20 protein-coding genes and 2 pseudogenes are annotated in these 24142 nt (G+C 66.6%); 9 read left to right on the top strand and 13 right to left on the bottom strand.

What is annotated here, in order from left to right:
* The 6 genes from GSQ95_RS03550 to GSQ95_RS03525 all read right to left on the bottom strand — a co-directional run.
* Positions 1-1428: MCP four helix bundle domain-containing protein (locus GSQ95_RS03550; RefSeq protein WP_178123832.1), on the bottom strand; the 1428-nt coding region annotated here is incomplete at its 3' end.
* Positions 1429-1458: 30 nt separating this feature from the next.
* A complete protein-coding gene (locus GSQ95_RS03545; RefSeq protein ID WP_158896535.1) occupies positions 1459-3630 on the bottom strand; it encodes a chemotaxis protein CheA in 2172 nt (723 codons plus the stop codon).
* Positions 3627-3932, bottom strand: coding sequence for an STAS domain-containing protein (locus GSQ95_RS03540; RefSeq protein WP_158896534.1), 306 nt, complete (start codon positions 3930-3932; stop codon positions 3627-3629). Before GSQ95_RS03540 ends, GSQ95_RS03545 begins: the two co-directional genes overlap by 4 nt.
* Before the next feature lie 20 nt (positions 3933-3952).
* On the bottom strand, positions 3953-4324 hold the full coding sequence (locus GSQ95_RS03535; protein WP_133859381.1) for a response regulator: 372 nt from the start codon (positions 4322-4324) through the stop codon (positions 3953-3955).
* Positions 4325-4335: 11 nt separating this feature from the next.
* Complete coding sequence (locus tag GSQ95_RS27030) at positions 4336-5085, bottom strand: methyl-accepting chemotaxis protein (protein WP_256664468.1); 750 nt, start codon at positions 5083-5085, stop codon at positions 4336-4338.
* Between the two features lie 565 nt (positions 5086-5650).
* On the bottom strand, positions 5651-6418 hold the full coding sequence (locus GSQ95_RS03525; RefSeq protein ID WP_158896533.1) for an FCD domain-containing protein: 768 nt from the start codon (positions 6416-6418) through the stop codon (positions 5651-5653).
* Positions 6419-6639: 221 nt separating this feature from the next.
* Between GSQ95_RS03525 and GSQ95_RS03520 the strand changes: the two genes are divergently transcribed.
* The 4 genes from GSQ95_RS03520 to GSQ95_RS03505 all read left to right on the top strand — a co-directional run bounded on the left by GSQ95_RS03520 (position 6640) and on the right by GSQ95_RS03505 (position 11348).
* Positions 6640-8334, top strand: a complete 1695-nt coding sequence (locus GSQ95_RS03520; protein WP_158896532.1) for a lactate permease LctP family transporter — start codon at positions 6640-6642, stop codon at positions 8332-8334.
* A 73-nt stretch (positions 8335-8407) separates the two neighbouring features.
* On the top strand, positions 8408-9232 hold the full coding sequence (locus tag GSQ95_RS03515) for a (Fe-S)-binding protein (RefSeq protein WP_158896531.1): 825 nt from the start codon (positions 8408-8410) through the stop codon (positions 9230-9232).
* Positions 9229-10683, top strand: a complete 1455-nt coding sequence (locus tag GSQ95_RS03510) for a LutB/LldF family L-lactate oxidation iron-sulfur protein (RefSeq protein ID WP_158896530.1) — start codon at positions 9229-9231, stop codon at positions 10681-10683. Before GSQ95_RS03515 ends, GSQ95_RS03510 begins: the two co-directional genes overlap by 4 nt.
* Entirely contained in the window at positions 10680-11348 is a 669-nt protein-coding gene (locus tag GSQ95_RS03505; protein WP_158896529.1) for a lactate utilization protein C, read from the top strand. Before GSQ95_RS03510 ends, GSQ95_RS03505 begins: the two co-directional genes overlap by 4 nt.
* 168 nt (positions 11349-11516) lie before the next feature.
* Here GSQ95_RS03505 and GSQ95_RS03500 read toward each other — a convergent pair whose 3' ends face one another.
* The 3 genes from GSQ95_RS03500 to GSQ95_RS03490 form a co-directional block, all read right to left on the bottom strand.
* On the bottom strand, positions 11517-11987 hold the full coding sequence (locus tag GSQ95_RS03500) for an MEKHLA domain-containing protein (protein WP_158896528.1): 471 nt from the start codon (positions 11985-11987) through the stop codon (positions 11517-11519).
* Positions 11988-12095: 108 nt separating this feature from the next.
* Positions 12096-13217, bottom strand: coding sequence for a YncE family protein (locus GSQ95_RS03495; protein WP_158896527.1), 1122 nt, complete (start codon positions 13215-13217; stop codon positions 12096-12098).
* Between the two features lie 102 nt (positions 13218-13319).
* The gene (locus GSQ95_RS03490) at positions 13320-14324 is read right to left on the bottom strand and encodes a ribonuclease Z (RefSeq protein ID WP_158896526.1); all 1005 of its coding nucleotides are present in this window, start codon (positions 14322-14324) and stop codon (positions 13320-13322) included.
* A 186-nt stretch (positions 14325-14510) separates the two neighbouring features.
* Between GSQ95_RS03490 and GSQ95_RS03485 the strand changes: the two genes are divergently transcribed.
* Entirely contained in the window at positions 14511-15755 is a 1245-nt protein-coding gene (locus tag GSQ95_RS03485) for an acyl-CoA dehydrogenase family protein (protein WP_158896525.1), read from the top strand.
* A gap of 57 nt (positions 15756-15812) precedes the next feature.
* Here the strand turns inward: GSQ95_RS03485 and GSQ95_RS27025 are convergent.
* Both GSQ95_RS27025 and GSQ95_RS27020 read right to left on the bottom strand, forming a co-directional pair.
* Positions 15813-16208: pseudogene (locus tag GSQ95_RS27025) on the bottom strand (methyl-accepting chemotaxis protein); the annotation flags it as partial.
* Positions 16209-16352: 144 nt separating this feature from the next.
* A pseudogene (locus GSQ95_RS27020) lies at positions 16353-17039 on the bottom strand (PAS domain-containing protein); the annotation flags it as partial.
* 300 nt (positions 17040-17339) lie between these two features.
* Here GSQ95_RS27020 and GSQ95_RS03475 point away from each other — a divergent pair.
* The 4 genes from GSQ95_RS03475 (at position 17340) to GSQ95_RS03460 (ending at position 20938) form a co-directional block, all read left to right on the top strand.
* Positions 17340-18506, top strand: a complete 1167-nt coding sequence (locus GSQ95_RS03475) for an acyl-CoA dehydrogenase family protein (protein ID WP_158896523.1) — start codon at positions 17340-17342, stop codon at positions 18504-18506.
* 11 nt (positions 18507-18517) lie between these two features.
* The gene (locus GSQ95_RS03470) at positions 18518-19603 is read left to right on the top strand and encodes a sigma-54-dependent Fis family transcriptional regulator (protein WP_158896522.1); all 1086 of its coding nucleotides are present in this window, start codon (positions 18518-18520) and stop codon (positions 19601-19603) included.
* A gap of 77 nt (positions 19604-19680) precedes the next feature.
* A complete protein-coding gene (locus tag GSQ95_RS03465) occupies positions 19681-20541 on the top strand; it encodes a pirin family protein (RefSeq protein WP_158896521.1) in 861 nt (286 codons plus the stop codon).
* A gap of 55 nt (positions 20542-20596) precedes the next feature.
* Positions 20597-20938: an FKBP-type peptidyl-prolyl cis-trans isomerase gene (locus GSQ95_RS03460; RefSeq protein WP_158896520.1), complete on the top strand. Its 342-nt coding sequence runs from the start codon at positions 20597-20599 to the stop codon at positions 20936-20938.
* Positions 20939-20951: 13 nt separating this feature from the next.
* Here the strand turns inward: GSQ95_RS03460 and GSQ95_RS03455 are convergent, their stop codons facing one another.
* Both GSQ95_RS03455 and GSQ95_RS03450 read right to left on the bottom strand, forming a co-directional pair.
* Positions 20952-21146 carry a hypothetical protein gene (locus tag GSQ95_RS03455; RefSeq protein ID WP_158896519.1) on the bottom strand — a complete coding sequence of 65 codons (195 nt, stop codon included), beginning with the start codon at positions 21144-21146 and terminating at the stop codon, positions 20952-20954.
* Between the two features lie 224 nt (positions 21147-21370).
* Positions 21371-24088 carry a glycoside hydrolase family 5 protein gene (locus GSQ95_RS03450; protein ID WP_158896518.1) on the bottom strand — a complete coding sequence of 906 codons (2718 nt, stop codon included), beginning with the start codon at positions 24086-24088 and terminating at the stop codon, positions 21371-21373.
* Positions 24089-24142: the final 54 nt, after the last annotated feature.

Here is a 24142-nt window from a genome sequence, read left to right as displayed (position 1 = left end):
GTTGATGCCGGCGACGATGCGGCGGAAATCGCCCTGGTGGGCACTGGCATCGGCGCGGGTGTCGAGACGCCCGGCCATGGCCGCCTGGCTCAGCAGATTGGCATCTTCGACCAGGCGCTGGATGTTGCCGCGGACCTGCTCGAGATTGTCGTTGATGACCGCTTTCTGGCCGGGGAAGCGCTCCAGCTGCACCGACAGATCGCCTTCGCCAAAGCGCTTGACGCAGGCCATGGCCTTGGCGGAATCGCTCAGGTGGCCGGCGACCATGGCGTTGACGCCTTCGGCCATGCCGCGGAAGGTGCCCTGGAAGCGCTCGACGGGGATCCGGGCATCGGTCTCGCCCCGATCATGGGCGGCGGACAGCTGCACCATCTCCGCGACCAGCAGCTGGATGTTGTCGCGCACCTGCTCGAGGTTGTCGTTGATGACCGCCTTCTTGCCGGGGAAACGCTCCAGCGGCGCGGCCAGATCGCCTTCGCCGAAGCTTTTGACGCAGGCCATGGCCTTGGCCGAATCGCTCAGGTGACCGGCGACCATGGCATTGACGCCTTCGGCGACGTTACGGAAGGTGCCCTGGAAGCGCTCCAGCGGAATGCGTTTGTCGGTCTCGCCGCGATCGTGCTCGCTGGCCATGGTGCTCATCTCCTGCACCAGACCGCGCAGGGTCACCACCATGCGCTGCATGGCGGCCATCAGGCTGGAATCGTCGCCGGCGCGCAGCTGCAGATCGTCGGGCAGGTCGCCCGCGGCGGTGCGGTTGGCGACCTTGGCCACCTCGGCCGGCTCGCCGCCGAGCTGGCGCAGCAGGTTGCGGGTGATGAAGAAGCCGAGCAGGCCGATCAGCAGCAGGGTGGCCAGGGAGATGCCGACCGACAGCAGCGTGGCCTGATTGAGCGTGCCCTCCGCCAGGTGGGACTGCTCAGTTCCCAGCTTCTGGTTATAGAGGCGGTGAGCGTCGAGGACATCACCCACATGGGTGATGATCTCCTGGTTTTCGCCCAGCAGCCGCTTGACCTCGTCATCCTGGCTGGCGCGCGACAGCGGGATCACCTTGGCCGCGAGCTGATTGAGCGCGGCGATCGCCTGCTTGTCGTCTTCCCACAGACGCTTGTCGGTATCGTCGGAGATCTGCCCTTCGTAAGCCTTGAGCGCCTCATCGGTCAGCCGCTGCGATTCGCTGAGTTCCTTTTCGGCCTTCTGGGTGGCAGCTTCGCCATCGGCGGCGAGATGGCGATAGATGTTGGTGATGACATCGGCGGAATGAGCGTCGACGGCGTCGATGCCGAGAATGGCCGGCACGGTATCGTCGTTGCCGAAATTGGCCCGCTCGAAGACCTGGTGCAACTGGTAGTAGGCCAGCCCTGCCAGGAGAATGATCCCCAGCAGCGCGGAGAGGACCAGCAGGGACATGCGTTTGGTAACGGTCATGGACTTTAAATCCTTGTCGGTCAGGTAAGGTCAGGTCAGCACGGGAGCGTGTGCCGGAGCAGCGGTGCCAGTGGACGCGGCCTCGCCAATCAGGCCGGGCACGTTGAGAATCAGCGCCACGGCGCCGGTACCCAGGATGGTGAAACCGCCGAGGCTGCGGTTGTGGCCGAACAGTGGACCGAGCGGCTTGATCACGGTCTGGAATTCGCCGAGCAGCTGATCGACCACCAGACCGGCGCGCTGGCCAGCATAGCGCACCACCACCACGTTCTGCCGCCGCGGCGGGGCTTCCTCGATGGTGAACAGCTGGCGCAGGCGCAGCACCGGTAGCACCTCGCCGCGCAGGTCGAGGTAGTCGTTGCCGTTGGCCTGGACGCTGGCCGCCTCGGTCAGCTCGATGCACTCCTCCACCGCTTCCAGGGGCACCACGTAGGTGGCCTTGCCGACGCCGATGAGGAAGCCGTCGATGATCGCCAGGGTCAACGGCAGGCGGATGGTCACCGTGGTGCCACGGCCTTCCTCGCTGGTGAGGTCGACGCTGCCGCGCAGGGCGGTGATGTTCTTTTTCACCACGTCCATGCCGACGCCGCGCCCGGACAGGTTGCTGATCTGCTCGGCGGTGGAGAAGCCCGGCTCGAAGATCAGGTTGAACACGTCCTTGTCGGCCAGCACCTGGCCTTCGGCGATCAGGCCGCGCTCGGTCGCCTTGCGCAGGATGCGCTCGCGTGACAGACCGCCGCCGTCGTCGGTGACCTGGATGACGATGCTGCTGGCCTCGTGATAGGCGTTCAGCCCCACGGTGCCCTGGGCCGGCTTGCCGCGCGCCAGGCGCAGCTCGGCGGACTCGATGCCGTGGTCCATGGCGTTGCGGATCAGGTGGGTCAGCGGATCGCCGATCTTTTCCACCACGGTCTTGTCCAGCTCGGTCTCGCCGCCGCTGATGCGCAGGGCGATGTCCTTGCCGATCTCCTTGGAGACGTCGCGGACCACGCGCTGGAAGCGGTTGAAGGTGGTCCCGATCTGCACCATGCGCAGGGTCAGGGCGGTGTCCCGCACCTCTTCCACCAGGCGCGACAGCACCCCGGTGGATTCCACTAGAGCCGCCAGGCCGCTCTGCTGGGCGATCAGCTGGGTCCCGGCACCGGCGATGATCAGCTCGCCGATGAGGTCGATCAGCTGGTCGAGCTTGGTCGCGTCGATACGGATCAACTGGCCTTCGCCGGCCGGGGCGCTCTGCTCCTTGATCTTGCGCTGCTTGTTCAGGGCCGCATCCACCACCGGCGGATTGACCAGCTGGGCCTCCACCAGGGCTTCGCCGATGGGCTGGCGCGGCGTCGCCGGATCGGCCTGGCGGCGCAGCACCTCGTCCAGCTCGGTGGCGGTCAGGGTGCCGCAGCGCACCAGGATCTCGCCCAGGCGCAGGTCTTCCTCGGCCAGGTCGTCGATCAGCTGGCAGTAGTCGCTGCTGCGGCTGTGCGGCGGCAGGATGCGGATCTGGCTGTCTTCGCGGACGAATTCGAAGGCCGCCTCGATGGTCGCCTTGTCGGCGTCGCTGTCGAAGGCGACCTCGAAGCCCAGGTAGCAGGTCTCCGGATCCATGTCCGCCGCGGCCGGGATGGCATCGGTCAGGGTGACGATGTTGACGATGCGGCCAAAGCTGTTGAGGTAGCGCACGAAGGCCAGCGGATCCATGCCGTTGCGCAGCATGTCCGGACCGAAGCGCAGCGACAGGTGCCAGTGGCCGGCGGCCACGCCATCGACCGGTGCCACCAGGGTACGGACGGCGGCGGCCGGCTGGGCCGCCTTGGCGCTCGGCTGCAGATAGTGCTCCAGGCGCTGCACCAGCACGGCGCCGGCGGCCTGGAAGTCGGGCTCCGGCTCGCTGCCGGACGCCACCCGGGCGATCAGGCCGTTGAGGTGGTCGCAGACCTCCAAGAACAGCGCCGACAGGGTCTCGTCGAAGGCCAGCTCGTTGCTGCGGATCCGGTCGAGCACGCTTTCGGCGACATGGGTGAAGGCCACCACATGGTCCAGACCGAACAGACCGGCCGAACCCTTGATGGTGTGGGCGGCGCGGAAGATGGCATTGATCAGCTCGACATCATCCGGCGCCTGCTCGATCTGCAGCAGCGCGGCTTCCATCTGCTGCAGCAATTCCTCGCTCTCGGCGATGAAGGTCTTGAGGATCTCGTCCATGTTCATGCGGCAACACCTTCCGCGGCGGCCGCGGTAAAGAAGTCGGCAAGACCCGCCAGCTCCAGCAGTTCGGTGACGGCGGGGCTGGGATCGACCAGTTCCAGGCTGCCGCCCAGACGCCGCGCCTCCCGGTGGGCCAGCAGCAGCAACTGCAGACCGGCGGAGTCGAATTCATCGACCTCGGCCAGTTCCAGCGCCACGGTGACCCCGGCGGTCAGGGGCTCCATCAGCAGCGGCTTGCTGTCGGCCGCGGTGTAGATGGTCAGCGGCCCGGTAATGGGCAAGCGGGTACGAACGGCATCGTTCATGGGGGCAGCCTCCAGGGCCATCAGGGCATGATCAGCTTGGAAACCGCCGCCAGCATCTGCGCCGGCTGGAACGGCTTGACCATCCAGGCCTTGGCACCGGCGGCCTGGCCGGCGGCCTTCTTGGCGGCATCGGATTCGGTGGTGAGCATGATCACCGGGGTGAACCTGTAGGCCGGCAGCTTCTTGGCCGCGGTAACGAAGGTGATGCCGTCCATGTTGGGCATGTTCACGTCGCTGATGATCAGGTGCACCTTGCGACCGTCCAGCTTGGTCAGGGCATCGCGGCCGTCGCAGCCTTCGATGACGTCATAGCCCGCGCTTTTCAGGGTCATGGACACCACCTGGCGGATGGAGATGGAGTCGTCGACGATCAGAATGGTCTTGTTGCTCATGACAGCTTTCCTTAAAAGAACGTGATATCGGATTCGGCAGCGGCGGCGGCCGGTCGCTTGCCGTGGTGCACGGCGACCTGCTCGGCCATGGTGTAGGTGCGGGCCAGCTCGGCGAGCCAGCCACGGGTGTCGAGGGTCGGCAGCGGCTGGCCGCTGGCGGCCAGGGCGCGACGGTCGATCACCAGGCGCTCGAGGCGCGCCTGGTCGTCACGGATGTGACCGAGCATCTGGCTGACGCGATCCTGGAATTGCAGGGCGACCAGCACCTCGGCGATGGCGCCGCCCACGGCGGCGGCGTTGTCGGCCAGGGCATCGCTGCGCTCGACCACGTCGCGGGTGGTGCAGCCAAAGGTGCCGATGACCTGCTCGATGGTCTCGCCGGACTGGTTCAGGGTGCCGGTGTCGCGCTCGGCGTGGAGCTGCGACAGTTCCAGGGTGCGGGCAATGGCACCGTTCACCGTTTCCACGGTTTCGCCGATCTTCTGCCCGGTATCGCCGGACAGGGTGGAGAGCTTGCGCACCTCGTCGGCGACCACCGCGAAACCGCGCCCGGCTTCGCCCGCCCGGGCGGCTTCGATGGCGGCGTTGAGGGCCAGCAGGTTGGTCTGGCGCGCCACGTCGCCGACGTCCTTGGCCATGCTCTTGAGTTGTTCGGTCAGACCGGCCAGGCCGTTGATTTCGTTGAGCAGCGCGCCCTTGCTCGACAGCGCCTCGCGCAGCGAGTGCAGGATGCCGTCGAGCTGGTTCTGGCTGCTGGCCATGAGATTGACCAGGCGATCGCCACTGCCGTGATCGGAGCCGGCGACGCTGTGGATGCGGTTGGCCAGTTCGGCGAAGCGACTGGTCAGGCTGACGATTTCCTGCTCGGTGTGGGCGCGCGCGGCTTCGATCTGCTCGGACCAGACCGGCAGTACCGCCACGCAGAGGGCTTCGAGGGCTTCGTCCCGACCGCCGGCCGGGCTCTGGCTTACCGTCTGCTCGGCAGCGCGCTCGGCCTGGCGCGCCTGGGCGCGACGCAACTGCCAGAAGCCCAGACCGGCGGCGAGCACCACCTGGGTGGCACTCAGCGCCAGGGTGGTCGACGTCACGCCGCCCACGAACAGGATCGCGCCGGTACCGCAGGCACCAAGCAATGCAGGGGTGAAGGTAAGATCGATGAACGAGGGCGAAGAAGAGGCGTGTTCCACAGGAGGGTACCGGTCTAAACGCCAGCAAAGGCGGGAAGGTGTGACCGGGTTATCAGCTCTGGAACGCTAAACTTTAGCCGCGGACGGATAACTTATTGCAATAGCATAATGACATCATGATGTTCTTCGCCAGATTTTTTTAGCGTTCATCGCGCCGTTTGGCCCGTGCTAGACGGCCTGCCATGGCGCCAGCCTCCTCCAAAACCTCCCGCACATAGCCCAGATGGCGGCTCGCCGCCTCGCGCGCGTTTTCCGCGTCCCCCGCAACAATCGCCTGGTACAGCGCCCGGTGCTGCTCCAGCAGGCGCTCGCGGGTTTCCCCCCGCTGCGCCTGCATCCCACCGATGTTGGTCACCATGTGATGGCGCAGCAATTCGAACAGGCTGCGGATGCTGTGCAGGTAGACGGCGTTGTGACTGGCCTCGGCGATGGCCAGGTGAAAGGCCGCATCGGCCTCGCCCTCCTCTTCCCGGGTCAGGGTGTCGCGCCGCCGGTAGCAATCCTCCAGGCGCTCCCAGGCCAGGGTCAGCCGCGCCAGGTCCGGCTCGGTGGCGCGCTGGGCGGCGTAGTAGGCGCAGGCCCTTTCCAGGGTGTGGCGAAACTCCAGCAGGTCGCGACGGGTTTCCTCGCGGCTTTCCAGTAGCGGCAGTAGGGGATCGGTGAAGGCACTGTTCAGCGCCTCGGTGACATAGGTGCCCCCGCCCTGCCGGCTGAGCAGCAGGCCGCGCGCGATCAGCTTCTGGATGGCTTCGCGCAGCGAGGGCCGCGACACCCCGAAGCGCTCGGCCAGCACCCGCTCGGCCGGCAGGCGCTCGCCAGGTCGCAGGGAGCCTTCGGCGATCAGCGCCTCCAGGTGCTTGACGATGTCGTCCGACAGACGACGTTGCTTGACCGGTTCGAACCCCATGAAAAACCTCGAAAAATGCCGCGGACAGGGGCGGACGTCCGCCAGCCGGGCGGTACTGGCCGACGAAAGTCGCACAGCAAGGGGTTTGACAGAGGCAAAGACCCCGCTTAACGTGCGTGAAGTCGCCCTTGTAAATTGGTCTTACCAATTTTTGCCACAGGTCGCGATCTTGTGCAACCCCGTCCTGCCGACTCCCTACAAAAACAATCAAGGAGCACCCGATGGAAACCTGGCAACAGATCTATCTCCCCCTGGGCAGCCTCGGCCTTTCGGCCTTCGTCGCCGCTCTGCCCATTCTGTTCTTCTTCGTCGCGCTCGCGGGTCTGAGACTCAAGGGGCATGTGGCGGGCGCCATCACCCTGGCGATCGCCCTGCTCATCGCGCTGTTCGTCTATCGCATGCCGGTGGACAAGGCACTGGCCTCGGCCGGCTACGGTTTCCTCTATGGCCTCTGGCCCATCGCCTGGATCATCGTCACGGCGGTGTTCCTCTACAAGCTGACGGTCAAGTGCGGCCAGTTCGACATCATCCGCAGCTCGGTACTGTCCATCACCGACGACCAGCGCCTGCAGGTGCTGCTGATCGGCTTCTGCTTTGGCGCCTTCCTGGAGGGTGCCGCCGGTTTCGGTGCGCCGGTGGCCATCACCGCCGCCCTGCTGGTGGGCCTGGGCCACAATCCGCTGAAGGCGGCCGGACTCTGCCTGATCGCCAACACCGCGCCGGTGGCCTTTGGCGCCCTGGGTATCCCGACCATCGTCGCCGGCCAGGTGACCGGTATCGACGCCTTCAAGATCGGCGCCATGACCGGCCGCCAGCTGCCGCTGCTGTCGCTGCTGGTGCCGCTGTGGCTGATGTTCATGATGGACGGCATGCGCGGCCTGCGGGATACCTGGAAGCCGGCGCTGATATGCGGCGGCACCTTCGCCGTGTTCCAGTACCTGACTTCCAACTTCATCGGTCCGGAACTGCCCGACATCACCTCGTCGCTGGCCGCCATGATCGCCCTCACCAGCTACCTCAAGCTGCGCCAGCCGCAGCAGGCCACCGCGGGTGCCACTGCCGTGGTCAGTGGCGGCGGCGCCGCCATGCTGGGTGGCGGGGCTGGTTTCGGCGGCGGCGGCCGACTGCCTCCGGAGCATTCCCTGGGTACCGTGATCAAGGCCTGGTCGCCGTTCCTGATCCTGACCGTGGTCGTCACGATCTGGACCACCAAGGCCTTCAAGGCGCTGTTCGCCACCGGCGGTGCCCTCTATGCCCTGGTGATCAACGTGCCGGTGCCCTACCTGGACAAGCTGGTGCTCAAGACACTGCCGATCGTGGCCACGCCGACGCCGATGCCGGCGGTCTACAAGCTCGACCTGCTGTCGGCCTCCGGCACCGCCATCCTGATCTCCGCCCTGATCTCCATGGCCATCTTCCGCATCAAGCCCTCGACCGCCCTGGGCGTGTTCAGGGAAACCCTGGTGGAATTGCGCAAGCCGATCCTGTCGATCGGACTGGTGCTGGCCTTCGCCTTCGTCGTCAACTACTCGGGCATGTCCACTACCCTGGCGCTGCTTTTGGCCGGTACCGGCGCGCTGTTCCCCTTCTTCTCGCCGCTGCTGGGCTGGCTGGGGGTGTTCCTGACCGGTTCGGACACCTCGTCCAATGCCCTGTTCGGCTCGCTGCAGGCGACCACCGCGCACCAAATCGGCGTTTCCGACACCCTGCTGGTGGCGGCCAACAGCTCCGGCGGCGTGACCGGCAAGATGATCTCGCCGCAATCCATCGCCGTGGCCTGCGCCGCCACCGGCATGGTGGGCAAGGAGTCCGACCTGTTCCGCTTCACCGTGCGCCACAGCATCGGCTTCGCCGTGCTGGTCGGGTTGATCACTCTGGCACAGGCCTATGTGTTCACCGGCATGCTGGTGCACTGATCGTGCGGTTCCCGGCGGCGACTCCGGTCGCCGCCGGTCTTCTTTTAACCGGGCAAACCCGGAGTGACGCCTGATGAACGACCTCTTCCACAACGCCGCCCCTAACGCCACCCGCACCGCGCCACCGCTGGCGCCGCCGCGGACCTATCCGCCGCAGAAACCGACGCAGGTCTATCTGTTCGGCACCTGCGTGGTGGACCTCTTCTATCCCGAAGCCGGCATGGACAGCATCCGCCTGCTGGAGCGCGAAGGCATCCGCGTGCAGTTCCCCCAGGCGCAGAGTTGCTGCGGCCAGCCCGCCTACACCTCGGGCTACACCGAGGAGGCCCGCGCCGTGGCGCGCAGCCAGCTGGCGCTGTTCGCCGAGCCCTGGCCGGTGGTGGTGCCCTCCGGCTCCTGCGCCGGGATGCTGCGCCATCACTATGCCGAGCTGTTCGCCGACGAACCCGAGACCCTGCGGCAGGTACGGGATCTGGCCGAGCGCACCTACGAACTGGCGGAATTCCTGCTGCACGTCTGCCAGGTCGACTACCAGGATCGCGGCGCCCCGACCAAGGTGGCGCTGCATACCTCCTGCAGCGCCCGTCGCGAGATGCAGACCCACCTGCACGGCCGCGCCCTGCTCGGCCAGCTGCAGGCCGTGGAGCGCGTCGACCATGACCACGAGAGCGAATGCTGCGGTTTTGGCGGCACCTTCTCGGTGCGGATGCCGGACATCTCCGGCGCCATGGTGGCGGACAAGACCCGCGCCCTGCAGGACAGCGGCGCGGCCCAGGTGCTCACCGCCGACTGCGGGTGCCTGATGAACATCAACGGCGCCCTGGAAAAGCAGCGCGCCGCCCTGCGTGGCGAACACCTGGCGAGCTTTCTCTGGCGCCGTATCGGAGGTGCCGCATGAACGAGATGCTGAAGATCCCCCTCACCGACGTCAGCGCGGCGCCCCCCTTCAAGACGCGGGCCCGCCAGGCCCTGGGCGACGACCAGCTCAGACGCAACTTCCGCACGGCCATGGATTCGCTGATGACCAAGCGCCTAGCCAGCATGAGCGATGCCGACGAGCGCGAGCGCCTGCGCGAACTGGGCAATCGCACCCGCGCCCGGGCGCTGTCCAAGCTGCCGGAACTGCTGGAACGCCTGGAAGCCAACCTCACACGCAATGGCGTCCAGGTGCACTGGGCCGAGACCACGGCCGAGGCCAACGCCATCGTCCAGCAGATCGCCGAGCGCCATGCGGCCAAACTGCTGATCAAGGGCAAGTCCATGGTCAGCGAAGAGATGGACATGAACCACGTCCTCGGCGCCCAGGGCATCGACTGCCTGGAATCCGACATGGGCGAGTACATCATCCAGCTCGCCGGCGAGAAGCCGTCGCACATCATCATGCCGGCCATCCACCTCAACCGGCAGCAGGTGGGCACCCTCTTCCACGAGCACCTCGCCGAGCCCTACACCACCGACGTCGACGAACTCATCCAGACCGGTCGGCGAGTGCTGCGGCAGAAATTCTTCGAGGCCGACATCGGCATCTCCGGGGTCAACTTCGCCGTGGCCGAGACCGGCACCCTGCTGCTGGTGGAAAACGAGGGCAACGGGCGGATGTCCACCACGGTACCGCCGGTGCACATCGCCGTGACCGGTATCGAAAAGGTGGTGGAGAATCTGCGCGACGTGGTACCGCTGCTGTCGCTGCTGACCCGTTCGGCCCTGGGCCAGCCGATCACCACCTACGTCAACATGATCTCCGGGCCGCGCAAGGCCGAGGAACTGGACGGACCGCGCGAGGTGCACCTGGTGCTGCTGGACAACGGCCGCAGCCAGGCCTTCGCCGACAGCGAATTGCGCCAGACCCTCAACTGCATCCGCTGCGGCGCCTGCATGAACCACTGCCCGGTCTATACCCGCATCGGCGGCCATGCCTATGGCGAGGTCTATCCCGGCCCCATCGGCGCCATCATCACCCCGCACCTGGTCGGCCTGGAGCGGGCGCCCGACCACCCCAGCGCCTCCTCGCTGTGCGGCGCCTGCGGAGAGGTCTGCCCGGTCAAGATCCCGATTCCGGCGCTCTTGCGGCGCCTGCGCGAAGAGAACGTCAAGGCGCCCAATGCCGAGCCGCACCTGCTGCGCGGCCAGGGCAGCAAGTTCTCCGCCCGGGAGCGCTGGACCTGGCATGCCTGGCAGAGTCTCTACACCTCGCCGCTGCTCTATCGCGGCTTCAGCTACCTGGCCACCCGCTTCGGCCGCTTCACCCCTGGCCAGCTCGGCCCCTGGACGGAGCACCACAGCGCACCCAGACCGGCAGCGCGCTCGCTGCACGAACTGGCCCGCGACCACCTGGAGAAACGCCCATGAGCGCCCGCGACAACATCCTCGCCAAGCTGCGCGGCAGTCTGCAGGGCACCCAGCCGCTGGCGGACACCTTCGACGAAGCCCTGGTGACCGAACCCTGGCGCTATCCACCTGCGGAGCGCGTCGCCCGCCTGCGTACCTTGATGGAGACGGTGCATACCGAAACCCACCTGACCACCGCGGCGGACTGGCCGGCGCTGGTCGAGCGCGTCCTCGCCGAACGGGGTCTGGATCAGCTATTGATCGCTCCCGGCACGCCCCATGGTGCGCGCCTGGTGGAGCGCTGGCAGGGCGCCGGCTCACCGCGCTGGAAGGCCTATGATCGCCCCGTGGAGGAATGGAAGGCCGAACTGTTCAACGACACCCCGGCCAGCCTCACCGGCACCCTCGGCGCCCTGGCCTCCACCGGCAGCCTGGTACTCTGGCCGGATCGCCAGGAACCGCGCCTGATGAGCCTGGTGCCCCCGCTGCACATCGCCCTGCTCCGGGCCAGCACCGTGGTGGACAACTTCTACGAGTTGCAGCAACGGCACCGCTGGCAGGACGGCATGCCGACCAACGCCCTGCTGATCTCCGGACCGTCCAAGACCGCCGACATCGAGCAGGTACTGGCCTATGGCGCCCACGGGCCCAAGGATCTGGTGGTGCTGATCGTCGAGGACGAGTGAAGCATCCGACCGGGGTGAGTCGGGATAGCCTGGCATCACCCTCGCGTGGAAAACGCTGCGCGGTTTTCCACCCTACGCCGTCAGGCTAGGCGTAGTGTGGACAACGGCGCAGCCTTGTCCACGAATCCACCGATCTTCCGAGCGCAGCCGAGCCCAACGATCTCTACCTCATTCCAGCTGCCCAATCCGCTGCGGATCCGGCCAGAACAACGCCGCCTGCCCCAACCGCTGTCCGTCGACATCAAGCAGATTCCACACCACGCCGGCATGGATCCGGAAGGCCTCTCCCGCCTTGTCGACCCGCCAGCCCTCATAGCCGCAGGCATAACCCTGGCGTCCTACCGCTTCCATCAGGCGCTGGCGCTCGTCCCTGTCCTTGGGTGAGGCGCTGAACCTGGAGGGCATGCCGATGAATTCGGCGCGGGGATAGCCGAAGCAGATCAGCGCCTGACCGTTGGCGTAGCAGAACAGCGGATCGCCTTCGGTACCGTGCGCCAGCAGGGCATAGGGTGCCCGCTCATGCAGCCAGGCAGGAACGTCGGCCGCAAGTAATCCCGCGGGACGCGGCAGCGGCTGGCCGAGCCAGTGACGGTAGGAGGCTTCCAGCAGCGGAAGCAGGCTGAGATCGGTCGCGGACAAGGTGGCGGCTCCTGGGTGGTGGGACCCACGCATTCAAGAGCAAGCCGGCGGGCCTGGAAAGCCCGGGGCCACCGCAGCAGGACGCTGCGGCAGCCAGGGCGGCGCGGTTTACTTCACCGCGGAGAGGTCGATGCGCACCACGCTTTCCGGCGCGGTGTTCATGTATTCCTTGTCGAAGGGCGTCTTCACCGTCGCATACAGCGTCTGGCCATCCGGGCTGACCAGCAGGCTGTTGGGATTGGGCTTGAGGTCATAGGCCTTTTTCTCGGCGTAGGTGGTGGCGTCGAGGATCAGCAGCCGACCGGTCTCGCGCTGGGTGATGTACAGCTCATTGCGTTTGGTATTGAGCTTGATGGCCAGGGCGTCACCCACCGGCAGGCGCTTGATCACCTTGCCGCTGCGGATATCGAAGACCAGCACGGTCTTGGCCTCGGAGTTGTCGGTGACGAACAGCTGGTGGTTCGCGCGATCCTCGGCCAGGTTCAGCAGCAGGTACTTGCCACCGTCGCCCGGGGTCCAGCGGTGCTCGATCTTGCGGGTGCGCGGATTGATCACCAGCACTTCCCCACTGCCGTTGGCCGCATAGAGGCGCCCCGTGTCCTCGGAATACAGCAGGCCGGTCACCCACTTGCCGGCATTGGGAATGCGCGCCTTGAGGGTCAGGGTCTTGGCGTCCACCACCCAGATCACCCCCGGATCGCCGACACCGCCGACATACAGCAGGCCGTCATGCAGGATCACCTGACGCGGATTGACCGGATGGCCGTCACGACCCATCTCGTTGAATTTCAGCCGCTTCTCCACCTTGCCGGTACGCAGGTCGATGCGGCTGAGACCGCCGTCCAGCGAATTGGTGACGAACAGCGTCTCGCCGCTGGCATCGGTGGTCAGGGCGAAGTTCTTCAGATCGGTATGGATCTGGCCGGTGATGGCCAGGGTGGCTGGATCCAGCTGGTAGATCACTCCGCCGGTGACGCCCTTGGTCAGCTGGGCGGTCGCCGCGTAGACCGACTGCTTGGCCGGGCTGTAGGCCAGCTCGTAGACGCCGTAGCCCAGCTCGATGCGCTTGAGTTCGGCCGGCGCCTGGGGCGCGGCGGGCTGCGCGGCGACAGGCGCCGGCGCGGGTGGCGGTGGCATCGGTGCCTCCGGGCGATTGGAACAGGCTGCCACTGCCAGGGACAGTAGCGCCATGGCGCCCAGCGTCGAGACCTTGTTGAAAGACACCGCCATTTGCTTCTCCTAGGGACGAGGTGCGAGGGATCGAAAGGATACTGAACTGATAAACGTTCGCACTATGCCCAAGGAGAACAGGTCAGACAAGACCGAAGCGTTTCAGCCTCTTTCCTGCTGCGGGTCGCCATCCCCTGCCCCGCCGCTCTGGTCCAGGGCTTTCAGCCGGCCCTGACGATCCAGGCGAAAGCGCGCGAAATCTTCGGCCAGCTGCAGATGGCCGCCATAGCATGCCGCGGCTTCCCGGCGCAGCTCGTCGATGGAGGGCGAACGCCCCGCCTCGGCCTGATAGCGCGGACTGAAATGAGTGAGCAGCAGGGCCGGCAGTCCTTGCGCCTCGGCGAAACGAGCGATGCCGGCCGCGCTGCTGTGGCCCCAGCTCTGCCCGGTCTTGTCGATCTGCGCCTGGGCGTAGGTGGCTTCATGGACCAGCAGCTGAGCGCCCCGGCAGGCCTCCGCCAGCAAGGCGGGATCGTCATTGTCTCCCGCCACCACCAGCCGCCGTTCGCCATGGGCCGCCTGCAGGAAGTCGGCGCTGCGCAGCAGGCGGCCTTCGTGCAGCACGTCCTCGCCGCCCTGCAGCAGGCCCCACAGCGGCCCGCGCGGCACCTGGGCCGCCGCCAGGGCCGCGGGATCGAGGCGCTGCGGCCGACGGGTCTCGCGGAAGCGAAAGGCGTGACTGGGCACCCGATGGGAAAGCGCGAAGGCGTCGATATCCCAGGCGCCCACGGCGACACCGGTAAAACCCTCCAGGGCATGAAAGCGCAGCTCGAAAGGCAGGTTCAGCGCGGTCAGCCTCTGGGTGGCGGTGAGCCAGTCCCCTACCGCCTGGGGTGCGATCAGCAGCAGCGGTTGGCGGCGCCCGGTCATGGCCGCGCTGGCCAGCAGCCCTGGCAGGCCATAGCAGTGGTCGCCATGGACATGGGTGATGCAGATGGCGCGCAGATCCGCCGCCGACAGCGGGGTGCGCAGCAGCTGGTGCTGGGTGGCCTCGCCGCAGTCGACGAGAAACCAGCCCTTGCCCTGGTCCCCGATCAGGGCAAGGGCCGAGACGTTGCGCCGCCGGGTCGGCACCCCGGCCGAGGTGCCGAGAAACAAGAGGTCCATGGGGACTCCAGACAAAAGGCCAGTCTAGCGTGGCCGACCCGCTGTCGCCCGAGCAACAGCGGCCAGGCACTCCTGCTGCCGGCCAGGCAGTCCAGGCCCGGCAAACCCCGAAAAAGCGACCTTTCAGGTCCTGGCAACGCTCTTGCAAAGCCTCTGGCGTCGACCTTCCAACCGCCGAGGATCACCATGAATCTGCCCGCTCGCCACCTGCCGCCCACCCCTGCGCCCAGCCCCGACTACGAACAACTGGCCGCGCGCTTTCGGCCGCTCTTTGCCCGGATCGCCGAAGGCGCCCTGGAACGCGAACGCCAGCGCACCCTGCCCTATGCGCCCGTCGCCTGGCTCAAGGACGCCGGCTTCGGCGCGGTGCGGGTGCCCGTGGAATTCGGCGGCAGCGGCGCCAGCCTGCCGCAACTGGTACGGCTGCTGATCGAATTGGCAGCCGCCGACAGCAATCTGCCCCAGGCGCTGCGCGGGCACTTCGCCTTTGTCGAGGATCGCCTCAACGCCCATGCCGGCGCCTCCCAACAGGTCTGGTTCGAGCGCTTCGTCGCCGGTGACCTGGTGGGCAACGCCTGGACCGAGATCGGCACCGTCAAGCTCGGCGAGGTCATCACCCGGGTCAGCCAGAGGGACGGCGAGTGGCGTCTCAACGGCACCAAGTACTACAGCACCGGCAGCCTGTTCGCCGACTGGATCGACGTCTACGCCCAGCGCGACGACACCGGCGGCGATGTCATCGCCGCCATCCGCACCGACCAGCCCGGCGTGCGCCAGTCCGACGACTGGGACGGCTTCGGCCAGCGCACCACCGCCAGTGGCACCTCGGTGTTCGAGGACGTGCGCGTGGCGCCCGAGAATCTCATCGACTTCGCCACCCGCTTCAAATACCAGACCGCCTTCTACCAGCTGGTGCTGCTGGCTGTGATCACCGGCAGCGGCCAGGCGGCCGTGCGCGAATTCGCGATGGAAGTACGGGGGCGCACCCGGGTCTACAGCCATGGCAACGCCAGTGCGGCCAGTGCCGATCCCCAGGTGCAGCAGGTGGTGGGCAGGGCCTCGGCCTTCGTCTACGCCGCCGAAGCCGCGACCCTGGCAGCCGCCGCCGCGGCCCAGGCCGCTTTCGAAGCCCGCTATGCCGGGGATGCCGCCGCCGAGCACGAAGCCAACGTGGCGGCGGAACTGGAATCGGCCCAGGCGCAATCGGCGGTCGCCGAGCTGGTGCTGCGGGCCACCAGCGACCTCTTCAATGCGCTGGGGGCCTCGGCGACCCATGCCAGCAAGGGCCTGGATCGCCACTGGCGCAACGCCCGCACCGCGGCCTCGCACAATCCGCTGATCTACAAGGAGCGCATCGTCGGCGCCTGGGAGATCGACGGCAGCGAACCGCCCTTCGTCTGGCAAATCGGCGGCGGCAGCAAGCAGGGCTGACCGCCTGAATGCACAACGGTAACCCTGGGGTTGCCGTTGTGCATTCAGCGTGCGGGATCAGTTCGACAGCTGGCGGGCGAATCGCCCCACGGCGCCGACCACCCGCTGGGCGCCATCTTGGATCTCCACGATCACCTGCGCGGCCTGCCCGGCCAGTTCCAGGCCCTGCTCGGCCTGGCGCCGGCCATTCTCGATCACCGTCACGGCTTCGCCGGCCAGTTGCTGGTTCTGCTGCACCACCCCGACGATTTCCTCGGTCGCCTTGCTGGTGCGCGAAGCCAATTGCCTGACCTCGTCGGCCACCACGGCGAAGCCGCGGCCCTGCTCGCCGGCCCGGGCCGCCTCGATGGCGGCATTTAGTGCCAGCAGGTTGGTCTGTTCGGCGATGCCGCTGATGGTCTTGATGATGGTGCCGATCACCTGGGACTCGTTGTCCAGCGCCTCGATACCCTTCACCGCCTCCTGCATCTGGGTGGCCAGGGCGCGCATCACCTCCACCGTCTGCTGCGCCACCGCCGCGCCCTTGCGGGCGGTGTCGTCGGTATGCCGGGAGGTCTCGAAGGCCACACTGGCCGCCTCGGACACCGCCTGTTCCTGCTGGACCTGATCGGTGATCACGGTGGCGAACTTGACCACCTTGTACAGCCGATCGTGGGCGTCGATCACCGGGTTATAGGAGGCTTCCAGCCAGACATCGCGGCCATGGGCATCCAGGCGCTTGAAGCGATCCACGACGAATTCGCCGCGACGCAGGCGCGCCCAGAATTGCTGATAGGCCTCGGAGTTGGCCTCGGCCGCCTCGCAGAACAGACGGTGGTGCTTGCCCTTGATCTGCGCCAGGGAATAACCCATGGCCTGCAGGAATCTGTCGTTGGCGTCGAGCACCTCGCCGTCGAGATTGAATTCGATGACCGCCGTCGAACGGCGCAGCGCCTTGAGCAGGCTTTCGTGCTCGCGCGAGGTCTCGATGGTTCTCGTCAGGTTATTGCAGAACAGGCGGAAGCGCGTCACCTGGCCCTGGCTGTCGTGGAACGGGTGCAGGATGCCTCTCAACCAGGCTTCCCGGCCGTCGCCACGCAGGAGATGCAGGGCCCCGCTATAGGGCTCGCCGCGACTGAGGCTCTGCTGCAGGCGACGGTTGTACTCCTGGTTCCGGACATGCGCCGGCACCAGATCCGCGAGCGGACGACCCAGCAGATCCGCGGCGCGCAGGCCCATTTCCTGTTCGAAATTGGCGTTCACCGCGGTCACGCGGCCCTGGCCGTCCAGCTCCAGGCCAATCATCTCGACGTCGAGCTCGGCCTTCAGTCGCTTGAAGGAATCCACCTGCTCGCGGAGACGCTGCAGTTCTTGTTTTAATCCTTTGTTGAACATGACACGCCCCTGGTCGGGAGATTGAGTTAAACCTATATCGACCGGTACTAGTCAGGTCTTTAATCCCTAGTTAGACACGGTGAGCTGATTTTCCAACCACCGGGAAAAAGCGCCGCGCCATTAAATAATAACAAAAAAATATTTCAGATTAGGGTTTGGCTCGCATTACGTTCTAACGCCTGCCAACTCTCTCCACCGCGCGAGTCCCTCATGTCCGATGCCCTGCTGGATCCCCTCACGCCCCTGCTGGAACGCTTCGCCACCACCGCGGCCGAGCGCGATCGCCAGGGCGGTACGCCCAAGACCGAGCGTGACGCCCTGCGCCAGAGCGGTCTCCTGGCCCTGAGCATTCCCGAGGAGCTGGGCGGCCTCGGCGCCCCCTGGGACCAGACGCTGGAGGCCGTACGGCGGCTGGCCCGGATCGACAGCTCCCTGGCCCAGGTGTTCGGCTTCCACCATCTGCTGCTGGCCACCGCCCAGCTGTTCGGCCAGCCTGCGCAATGGCGACCCTGGCTGGAGAGCACCGCGCGCGACGCCCTGTTCTGGGGGAACGCGCTCAACCCCTTGGATCGCCGCACCCTCGCCCGTCGCCACGGCGATGCCTGGCAGGTTGACGGCCAGAAGAGCTTTTGCAGCGGTGCCCTGGATTCGGATCTGTTGCTGCTTTCCGCGCTGGAAAACGATGACAGCGGACGCCTGCTGATCGCCGTGGTACCCACTAGACGCGCCGGCATCCAGTTGTTCGACGACTGGGACAACAACGGCCAGCGCCAGACCGACAGTGGCAGTGCGCGCTTCGACGGCGTCCGCGTCGAACAGCAGGAATGGCTGCTCGACCCCGGCCCGCTGAGCACGCCCTTCGCCTGCCTGCGGCCGCTGCTGGCCCAGCTGATCTTCGCCAACATCTTTCTCGGTCTGGCCGAAGGTGCCTTCGCCGAGGCGCGCCGCTACACCACCACCCAGGCGCGTCCCTGGTTCAAGTCACCGGCCGCCAGCGCCAGCGAAGACCCCTACATCCTGCGCCACTACGGCGAGTTCTGGGTCGCCCTGGAAAGCAGCCGTCTGCTGGTCGAGCGCGCCAACGGCGCCTTCGCCCAGGCCTGGCAACAGGGTACGGCCCTTACCCCAGCGGCACGGGGCGAACTGGCCATCGCCATCGCCACGGCCAAGGTCGCCGCCAGCCGGCACGGCCTCGATCTCGCCAGCCGCCTGTTCGAGGTCGGCGGCGCCCGGGCGACCGCTGGCGCGCTGCGCCTGGATCGCTACTGGCGCAACCTGCGCACCCAGACCCTGCACGATCCGGTCGACTACAAGTTGCACGAGCTGGGCGATTGGGCCCTCAACGACGTTCTGCCCACCCCCAGCTTCTACTCCTGAGGAATCCCCCGATGACCCTGCTGACCCTGACGCGCACGCCCGAGGTGCCCCGCTACCGCGCGACCGCCCAGGTGTTCGCCGATCCCAAATCGCGGGATCTGCTCGCCCATCTGGAAAAGATCGCCCCGAGCGACGCCAGTGTGCTGGTGATCGGCGAGACCGGTACCGGCAAGGAACTGATCGCCCGGCATATCCATGCGCTGAGTCACCGCCATGCCGGCCCCTTCGTCGCCGTCAATTGCGGCGCCTTCGCCGAGAGTCTGGTCGAGGCTGAGTTGTTCGGCCATGAGAAAGGCGCCTTCACCGGCGCCCTCACCGCCCGCGCCGGCTGGTTCGAGGAGGCCAACGGCGGCACCCTGTTTCTCGACGAGATCGGCGACCTGCCGCTGTCGGTGCAGGTCAAGCTGCTGCGCGTCCTGCAGGAGCGCGAGGTGGTGCGGCTGGGCTCTCGCCGCAGCCTGCCGCTGAACGTGCGGATCATCGCCGCCACCAACATCCCGCTGGAGCGGGCGGTGGCCGAAGGCTCCTTTCGCGAGGACCTCTGGTACCGCCTCAATGTGGTCAGCCTGCCGCTATTGCCGCTGCGCCAGCGCCAGGGCGATATCCTGCCGCTGGCCCGGCACTTCCTCCACGCCTATGCCCAGGCGCCGGTCGCCCTGACACCGGCAGCGGAGCAACGCCTGCTGGAGCACCCCTGGCCGGGCAATATCCGCGAACTGGAAAACACCCTGCAGCACGCGCTGCTGCTCAAGCCCCAGGGTGTACTGGAAGCCACCGACCTGACCTTTGTCCAGCGGCCCAGCCGCGTTCCGCCAGCGCCACGTCCGGTCGAAACGCCGCCAGTGGACAGCCTGCTGACCGAGGCCTTCGCCCAGTTGTTCGAAGAGCAACCGGAGGCCCTGCACGAGCGCGTCGAAGAGGCCCTGGTGCGCGCGGCCTATCGCTTCTGCCATCGCAACCAGGTCCATACCGCGCGCCTGCTGGGGCTGAGTCGCAATGTCACCCGTGCCCACCTGATCCGTATCGGCGAACTGGTGGTCAATCACCGTCGCCCGCTCGTGGCCCGGCCGCAACGCGAGGTGCGCTTCTCCATCTGAAGGGCGCTCTTCACGCCTGGGGTACCCGCCTGCCGAGGTGCCCCTTACACTGGGGTTTTGCCCCCGCGAGGCTCCGCATGAACGCCCGTACCCTGCTGCACCGCCATCCCGCCCGGCGTGACGACATCGGTGACCTCCAGACCCGCCGCCCGCTGCCGGGTCCCAATCTGCCGCATCTGGACCCCTTCCTGTTCCTCAACCACCACGGTCCCCAGGTCTATCCGCCGCACAATGCCGGCCTGCCCTTTGGTCCTCATCCCCATCGCGGTTTCGAGACGGTGACCTTCATCCTCGCCGGTTCGCTGGCCCACCGCGACAGTGGCGGCCATGAAAGCGTCATCGAAGCCGGGGGCATCCAGTGGATGACCGCGGGCAGCGGCCTGGTGCATGCCGAACTCTCTCCCGCGGCCTTCAAGCGTGATGGCGGCGACCTGGAGATCCTGCAGCTGTGGGTCAATCTCCCCGCCCGCCTCAAGTTCACGCCACCGGCCTACCAGGGCGTCACTGCCGAAGCCATGCCGCTGATCGAAGCGGATGAAGGCCGGGTGCGCATCCGACTCACCTCCGGCACTCACCAGGGTGTCCAGGGCGCCGTGCAGACGCCGACGCCCATCACCCTGATGACCGTCGAGATCGCCCCCGGCGGCCGCGCCACCCTGCCCGCCCCGTCCGGCACCACGGTGTTCTGCTACGGCGTCCGCGGCACCCTGCAGATCGCTGGCCAGGACGAAGCCCCCTGGCAGCTGTTCGAATTCGCCGACGACGGCGATCACCTCGAAGTCGCCAGTCGCGACGGCGCCGTGCTGCTCTATGGCCATGCGGCGCCCTTTGCCGAACCCATCGTCGCCCACGGCCCCTTCGTCATGAACAGCGCCGAGGAGATCCGCGAGGCGATCCGTGACTACCAGGCCGGCCTGTTCGGCGACGTGCCGGAGTGAGCCGGCCATAGGGTCGTGCTCAGGCTAGAATCCGGCTTTTGCCGGGAGCACAGCTATGAGTGACGAATTGCGGATCGAGGACCAGGTGGTGGGCGACGGCAAGGCGGTGGTCAAGGGCGCCCTGATCACCACCCACTACGAGGGCTGGCTGGACGACGGTACCCTGTTCGATTCATCCCGCGCCAAGGGCCGGCCCTTCCAGTGCGTGATCGGCACCGGCCGGGTGATCAAGGGCTGGGACCAGGGGCTGATGGGCATGCGGGTGGGTGGCAAGCGGCGCCTGGAGGTACCAGCGGCGCTCGCCTATGGCGAACGTCAGATCGGTGCGCTGATCAAGCCACATGCCAACCTGACTTTTGAAATCGAATTGCTGGAAGTCCTGACGCGGGACGATTGAGGCCTGGCCGACTTCAGTTCGGTGCCTTGGCCTTGGTATTCCGGCGTACCAGCTCGAGCTGGGCTTCGAGCACGCTCAGCCGGGCAAACTCTCGGGTGTAGATGACGAATTGCTCCTGAAAGCTCTGCCGGCTCCGGGCGAGATCCTGTCGATGACTGCGAATCTGCTCTTCGAGCGTCTGCAGCCGCTGCTGGGTGGTTTGCGTCATGGCACCTACTCCTTGTGCTTGGGATGTCAACCGGACTCTAACCGTCCCCTGACAAGTCGAGCTAGAGCCGTTCGTCGTCCCCTAAACCACCGATGCAGAGCCTTTTCGTATCGCCACTGCAGGTTTGTGACACCTGAAAAGTTCCCTTTTCCTCACCGATCGATCAAGAAAAAAGGCGACGAGCCTCAGCAGGGTCGTCGCCTTCAGTGCAAGCGCAGGGAAAGCTAGCGCGGGCCTACCGCCGTGCAGCTGTTGCTGGCATCGACATACTTCTTCAGGGTCGGCCACTGCGGCCGCTCCACGCCATTGACCGGCTCCACCGCCAGCGCGGCAGCTCCCCAGCCCGGACCCGCCGCCCAGTAGGTCAGCGGCATGCAGTTCTGCTGCAGATAGGCCAGCAGATTGTCGGTGGCGGTCAGCCAGCGGCTGTCGCCAGCCGGTACGCCGAACTCGGCGATCATGCCCCGCTTGCCGTTGCGCTTGAGCCATTCGACGAAGGGCTTGACGCGATTGACCCCCACCTGCGGATCGAAGTTGTTCATGTTCTGCGCGGCGTAGCTGCCGCTGCCATCCTCGTCGAGGTAGACGTTGGCCGCGTAGATGATGTTGTTGGCCGGATCCTTCAGATTGAGCAGGGCATTGCTCGCGCCCGGCCAGTTGGCCGCGCTACCCCAGGCATTGCCCTGGACGATCACCGGGTGGGTGCGGTCCATGGTGCGCACCCCGTCGATGCCGGACTGCGCCGTCACCGGCCAGCTGCTGTCGGCGCCATTGGGCTTGCCCATGATGTCATAGCCATAGAGCGCGGCATGGTTGCCCCACTGGTAGGCCAGGCGGTACATCAGATCCCAGTAGTTGAAGTTGGTAACGGAACCGGTGCCGATCAGGGTGCCCTTGTAGCGCCCGCCGTTGTCCAGCGCCAGGATCACCTTCATGTTGTACTTCTTGGCCAGCTCCAGCACCTGGGTGACCTGCTGGGTGTACGCCCCTTCCAGGCTCCCGAAGAAGCGCGTCTGCAGACGTTCCCAGATCACCGGGAAGCGGATCAGCCGTACGCCCTTGGCGCTCCACTGCTGGAAGTTGGCCTCGCCCGGCATGATGTAGTTGACGTTGAGCACTCCGGGCAGCGTCTGAGGCGCAAAGGCGGCACCCGAGAAGTTCAGCCCCAGCAGATTGAGCTTGGCGCTGTTGGCGGGCGTACCGCTCGATCCCGTCGGCGTGGTCGTGGAACCGGCTGCCGGCGTGGTGGAGCCCGCGGATCCCGAGCTGCCGGCACCCGTCACAGGCTTCACCTCGACCACCGGCGCCGTCGCGGCCGGAGCCGCGCTGCCGGAGTTGGTGCTGGAGTTGGTGCTGGAGTTGCTGCCCGAACTGGAGCTGCCCGCACTACCGGTACTGCCCGTCGTGCCCGTCGTGGTCCCGGGCACCGTCGCCGGCGTGCCGGAGGTGGTGGTACCGGTCTTCAGGGTCTTGGGATAGCCATAGGCATTGCCGTCGAGCTGCGGGCTCTCGATGAAGACGCTCATGTTGCTGCCGACGACCTGGGCATAGGTCACCTTGTAGCTCTTGCCATCGGCTGGCGTGAGCTGCGCGCCCACCTTGAAGGCACCCACGTTCGCGGCCGACGCCGGAATGGAGAAGCCCGCCGACTTGCGATAGACGCCGTGCAGCCAGTCTTCGTTGGTGAAATCGTTGATCGAGGTAGTCACCCCGGTCGTAGTCGAGCCACCGCTATTGCCGCTGCCCGCGGGGGTACCGGTGCTCGGGGTGCTACCACTGCCCGAACCGCTATTGCCGCTGCTGGAGCCACCGCTGCTGCCTGTGGAGCCGCTGGAGCCGCTGGAGCCGCCCGTGGCACCGGTGCCGCTGGCCGGGGTGCTGCCCGTGCCGCTGGCAAGCGGGCCGATGGCGGTGCAGCTGCTGTCATCGATGTATTTCTTCAGGGTCGGCCACTGCGGTCGGTCGACACCGTTGACGGGTTCCACCGACAGGAAGTAGTTGCCCCAGCCCGGACCTGCCGCCCAGTAGGTCGAAGGAATGCAGTTCTGCTTGAGATAGGCCAGCATCCGGTCCATCAGCGGCAACCAGCGGGGATCGTTATCCGGCACGCCGAATTCGCCGATCATGCCCCTCTTCTTGTTCTTCTTCAGCCACTCGACGAAGGGGCGCACACGCTCCACGCCGTAGTCCGGGCTCAGCTTGCCGACATCGATGTCGGTGTAGTTGCCGCCCGCGCTCTCGTCGAAATAGGAATGCGCCTGGAAGATCAGGTTATCGGACGGATCCTTGAGTGCCAGCAGGGAGTCGTTCCACCACGGCCAGCGGGTCGCCTCCGACCAGCCGTTGCCCTCGATCATGATGGGCTTGGTCTTGTCCACCGCGCGCACCCCGTTGATGCCGTACTGGGCGGCGATCGGCCACTGGGCCATGGAGTCGTGGGGCTCGTTCATGATGTCGTAGGCGTACAGCGACGGCTGACTGCTCCAGCGCTGCGCGATCCGGGTCATGATCTCCTGGTAGCGGTCATAGGGCACCGCCACGCTGCCGATCACCGACCCGCGATAGAAGGTGTAGTTGTGCAGGTCGAGGATGATGCGCATGCCGTACTTCTGCGCATTGGCGAAGGTCTGGTCCACCAGCGCGGCATAGGTCGGGTCCAGCGGACCACCCAGCACCGGTTGCAGGCGCTCCCAGATGATCGGGAAGCGGATCAGCTTGATGCCCTTGCCACTCCACTGCTTGAAGTAGGCCTCGACGGGAAAGATGTAGTGGGTGCCATTGACGCCCGGCAGTACCTGGCCAGCAAAACCGGCACCGGACAGATTGAGGCCGACCAGATTGACCTGCTCGGCCTTGGCACCAGTGGCCAGGGTCAAGGCGGCGACGAAGGGCAGCAGCTGGGCGGCCCTGCGGGAAAACTTCAGGAAGGATGGATTCATCATCACCAACTGCGCTAGATCGACAGCGCGCTCCCTGAACACTGGCCGATATGAAGT

This window comes from Pseudomonas sp. BAV 4579, from assembly GCF_009765395.1.
Classification (GTDB): domain Bacteria; phylum Pseudomonadota; class Gammaproteobacteria; order Pseudomonadales; family Pseudomonadaceae; genus Chryseomonas; species Chryseomonas aestiva.
This window is presented reverse-complemented; position numbering and strand designations above follow the sequence as displayed.

Coding starts and splice junctions, on each gene's coding strand:
- GSQ95_RS03465 (WP_158896521.1), top strand. CDS start 19,681: ATGAACGCCCGTACCCTGCTGCACCGCCATCCCGCCCGGCGTGACGAC.
- GSQ95_RS03535 (WP_133859381.1), bottom strand. CDS start 4,324: ATGAGCAACAAGACCATTCTGATCGTCGACGACTCCATCTCCATCCGC.
- GSQ95_RS03485 (WP_158896525.1), top strand. CDS start 14,511: ATGAATCTGCCCGCTCGCCACCTGCCGCCCACCCCTGCGCCCAGCCCC.
- GSQ95_RS03505 (WP_158896529.1), top strand. CDS start 10,680: ATGAGCGCCCGCGACAACATCCTCGCCAAGCTGCGCGGCAGTCTGCAG.
- GSQ95_RS03450 (WP_158896518.1), bottom strand. CDS start 24,088: ATGATGAATCCATCCTTCCTGAAGTTTTCCCGCAGGGCCGCCCAGCTG.
- GSQ95_RS03520 (WP_158896532.1), top strand. CDS start 6,640: ATGGAAACCTGGCAACAGATCTATCTCCCCCTGGGCAGCCTCGGCCTT.
- GSQ95_RS03490 (WP_158896526.1), bottom strand. CDS start 14,324: ATGGACCTCTTGTTTCTCGGCACCTCGGCCGGGGTGCCGACCCGGCGG.
- GSQ95_RS03475 (WP_158896523.1), top strand. CDS start 17,340: ATGTCCGATGCCCTGCTGGATCCCCTCACGCCCCTGCTGGAACGCTTC.
- GSQ95_RS03545 (WP_158896535.1), bottom strand. CDS start 3,630: ATGAACATGGACGAGATCCTCAAGACCTTCATCGCCGAGAGCGAGGAA.
- GSQ95_RS03510 (WP_158896530.1), top strand. CDS start 9,229: ATGAACGAGATGCTGAAGATCCCCCTCACCGACGTCAGCGCGGCGCCC.
- GSQ95_RS03495 (WP_158896527.1), bottom strand. CDS start 13,217: ATGGCGGTGTCTTTCAACAAGGTCTCGACGCTGGGCGCCATGGCGCTA.
- GSQ95_RS03540 (WP_158896534.1), bottom strand. CDS start 3,932: ATGAACGATGCCGTTCGTACCCGCTTGCCCATTACCGGGCCGCTGACC.
- GSQ95_RS27030 (WP_256664468.1), bottom strand. CDS start 5,085: ATGGCCAGCAGCCAGAACCAGCTCGACGGCATCCTGCACTCGCTGCGC.
- GSQ95_RS03515 (WP_158896531.1), top strand. CDS start 8,408: ATGAACGACCTCTTCCACAACGCCGCCCCTAACGCCACCCGCACCGCG.
- GSQ95_RS03455 (WP_158896519.1), bottom strand. CDS start 21,146: ATGACGCAAACCACCCAGCAGCGGCTGCAGACGCTCGAAGAGCAGATT.
- GSQ95_RS03525 (WP_158896533.1), bottom strand. CDS start 6,418: ATGGGGTTCGAACCGGTCAAGCAACGTCGTCTGTCGGACGACATCGTC.
- GSQ95_RS03460 (WP_158896520.1), top strand. CDS start 20,597: ATGAGTGACGAATTGCGGATCGAGGACCAGGTGGTGGGCGACGGCAAG.
- GSQ95_RS03470 (WP_158896522.1), top strand. CDS start 18,518: ATGACCCTGCTGACCCTGACGCGCACGCCCGAGGTGCCCCGCTACCGC.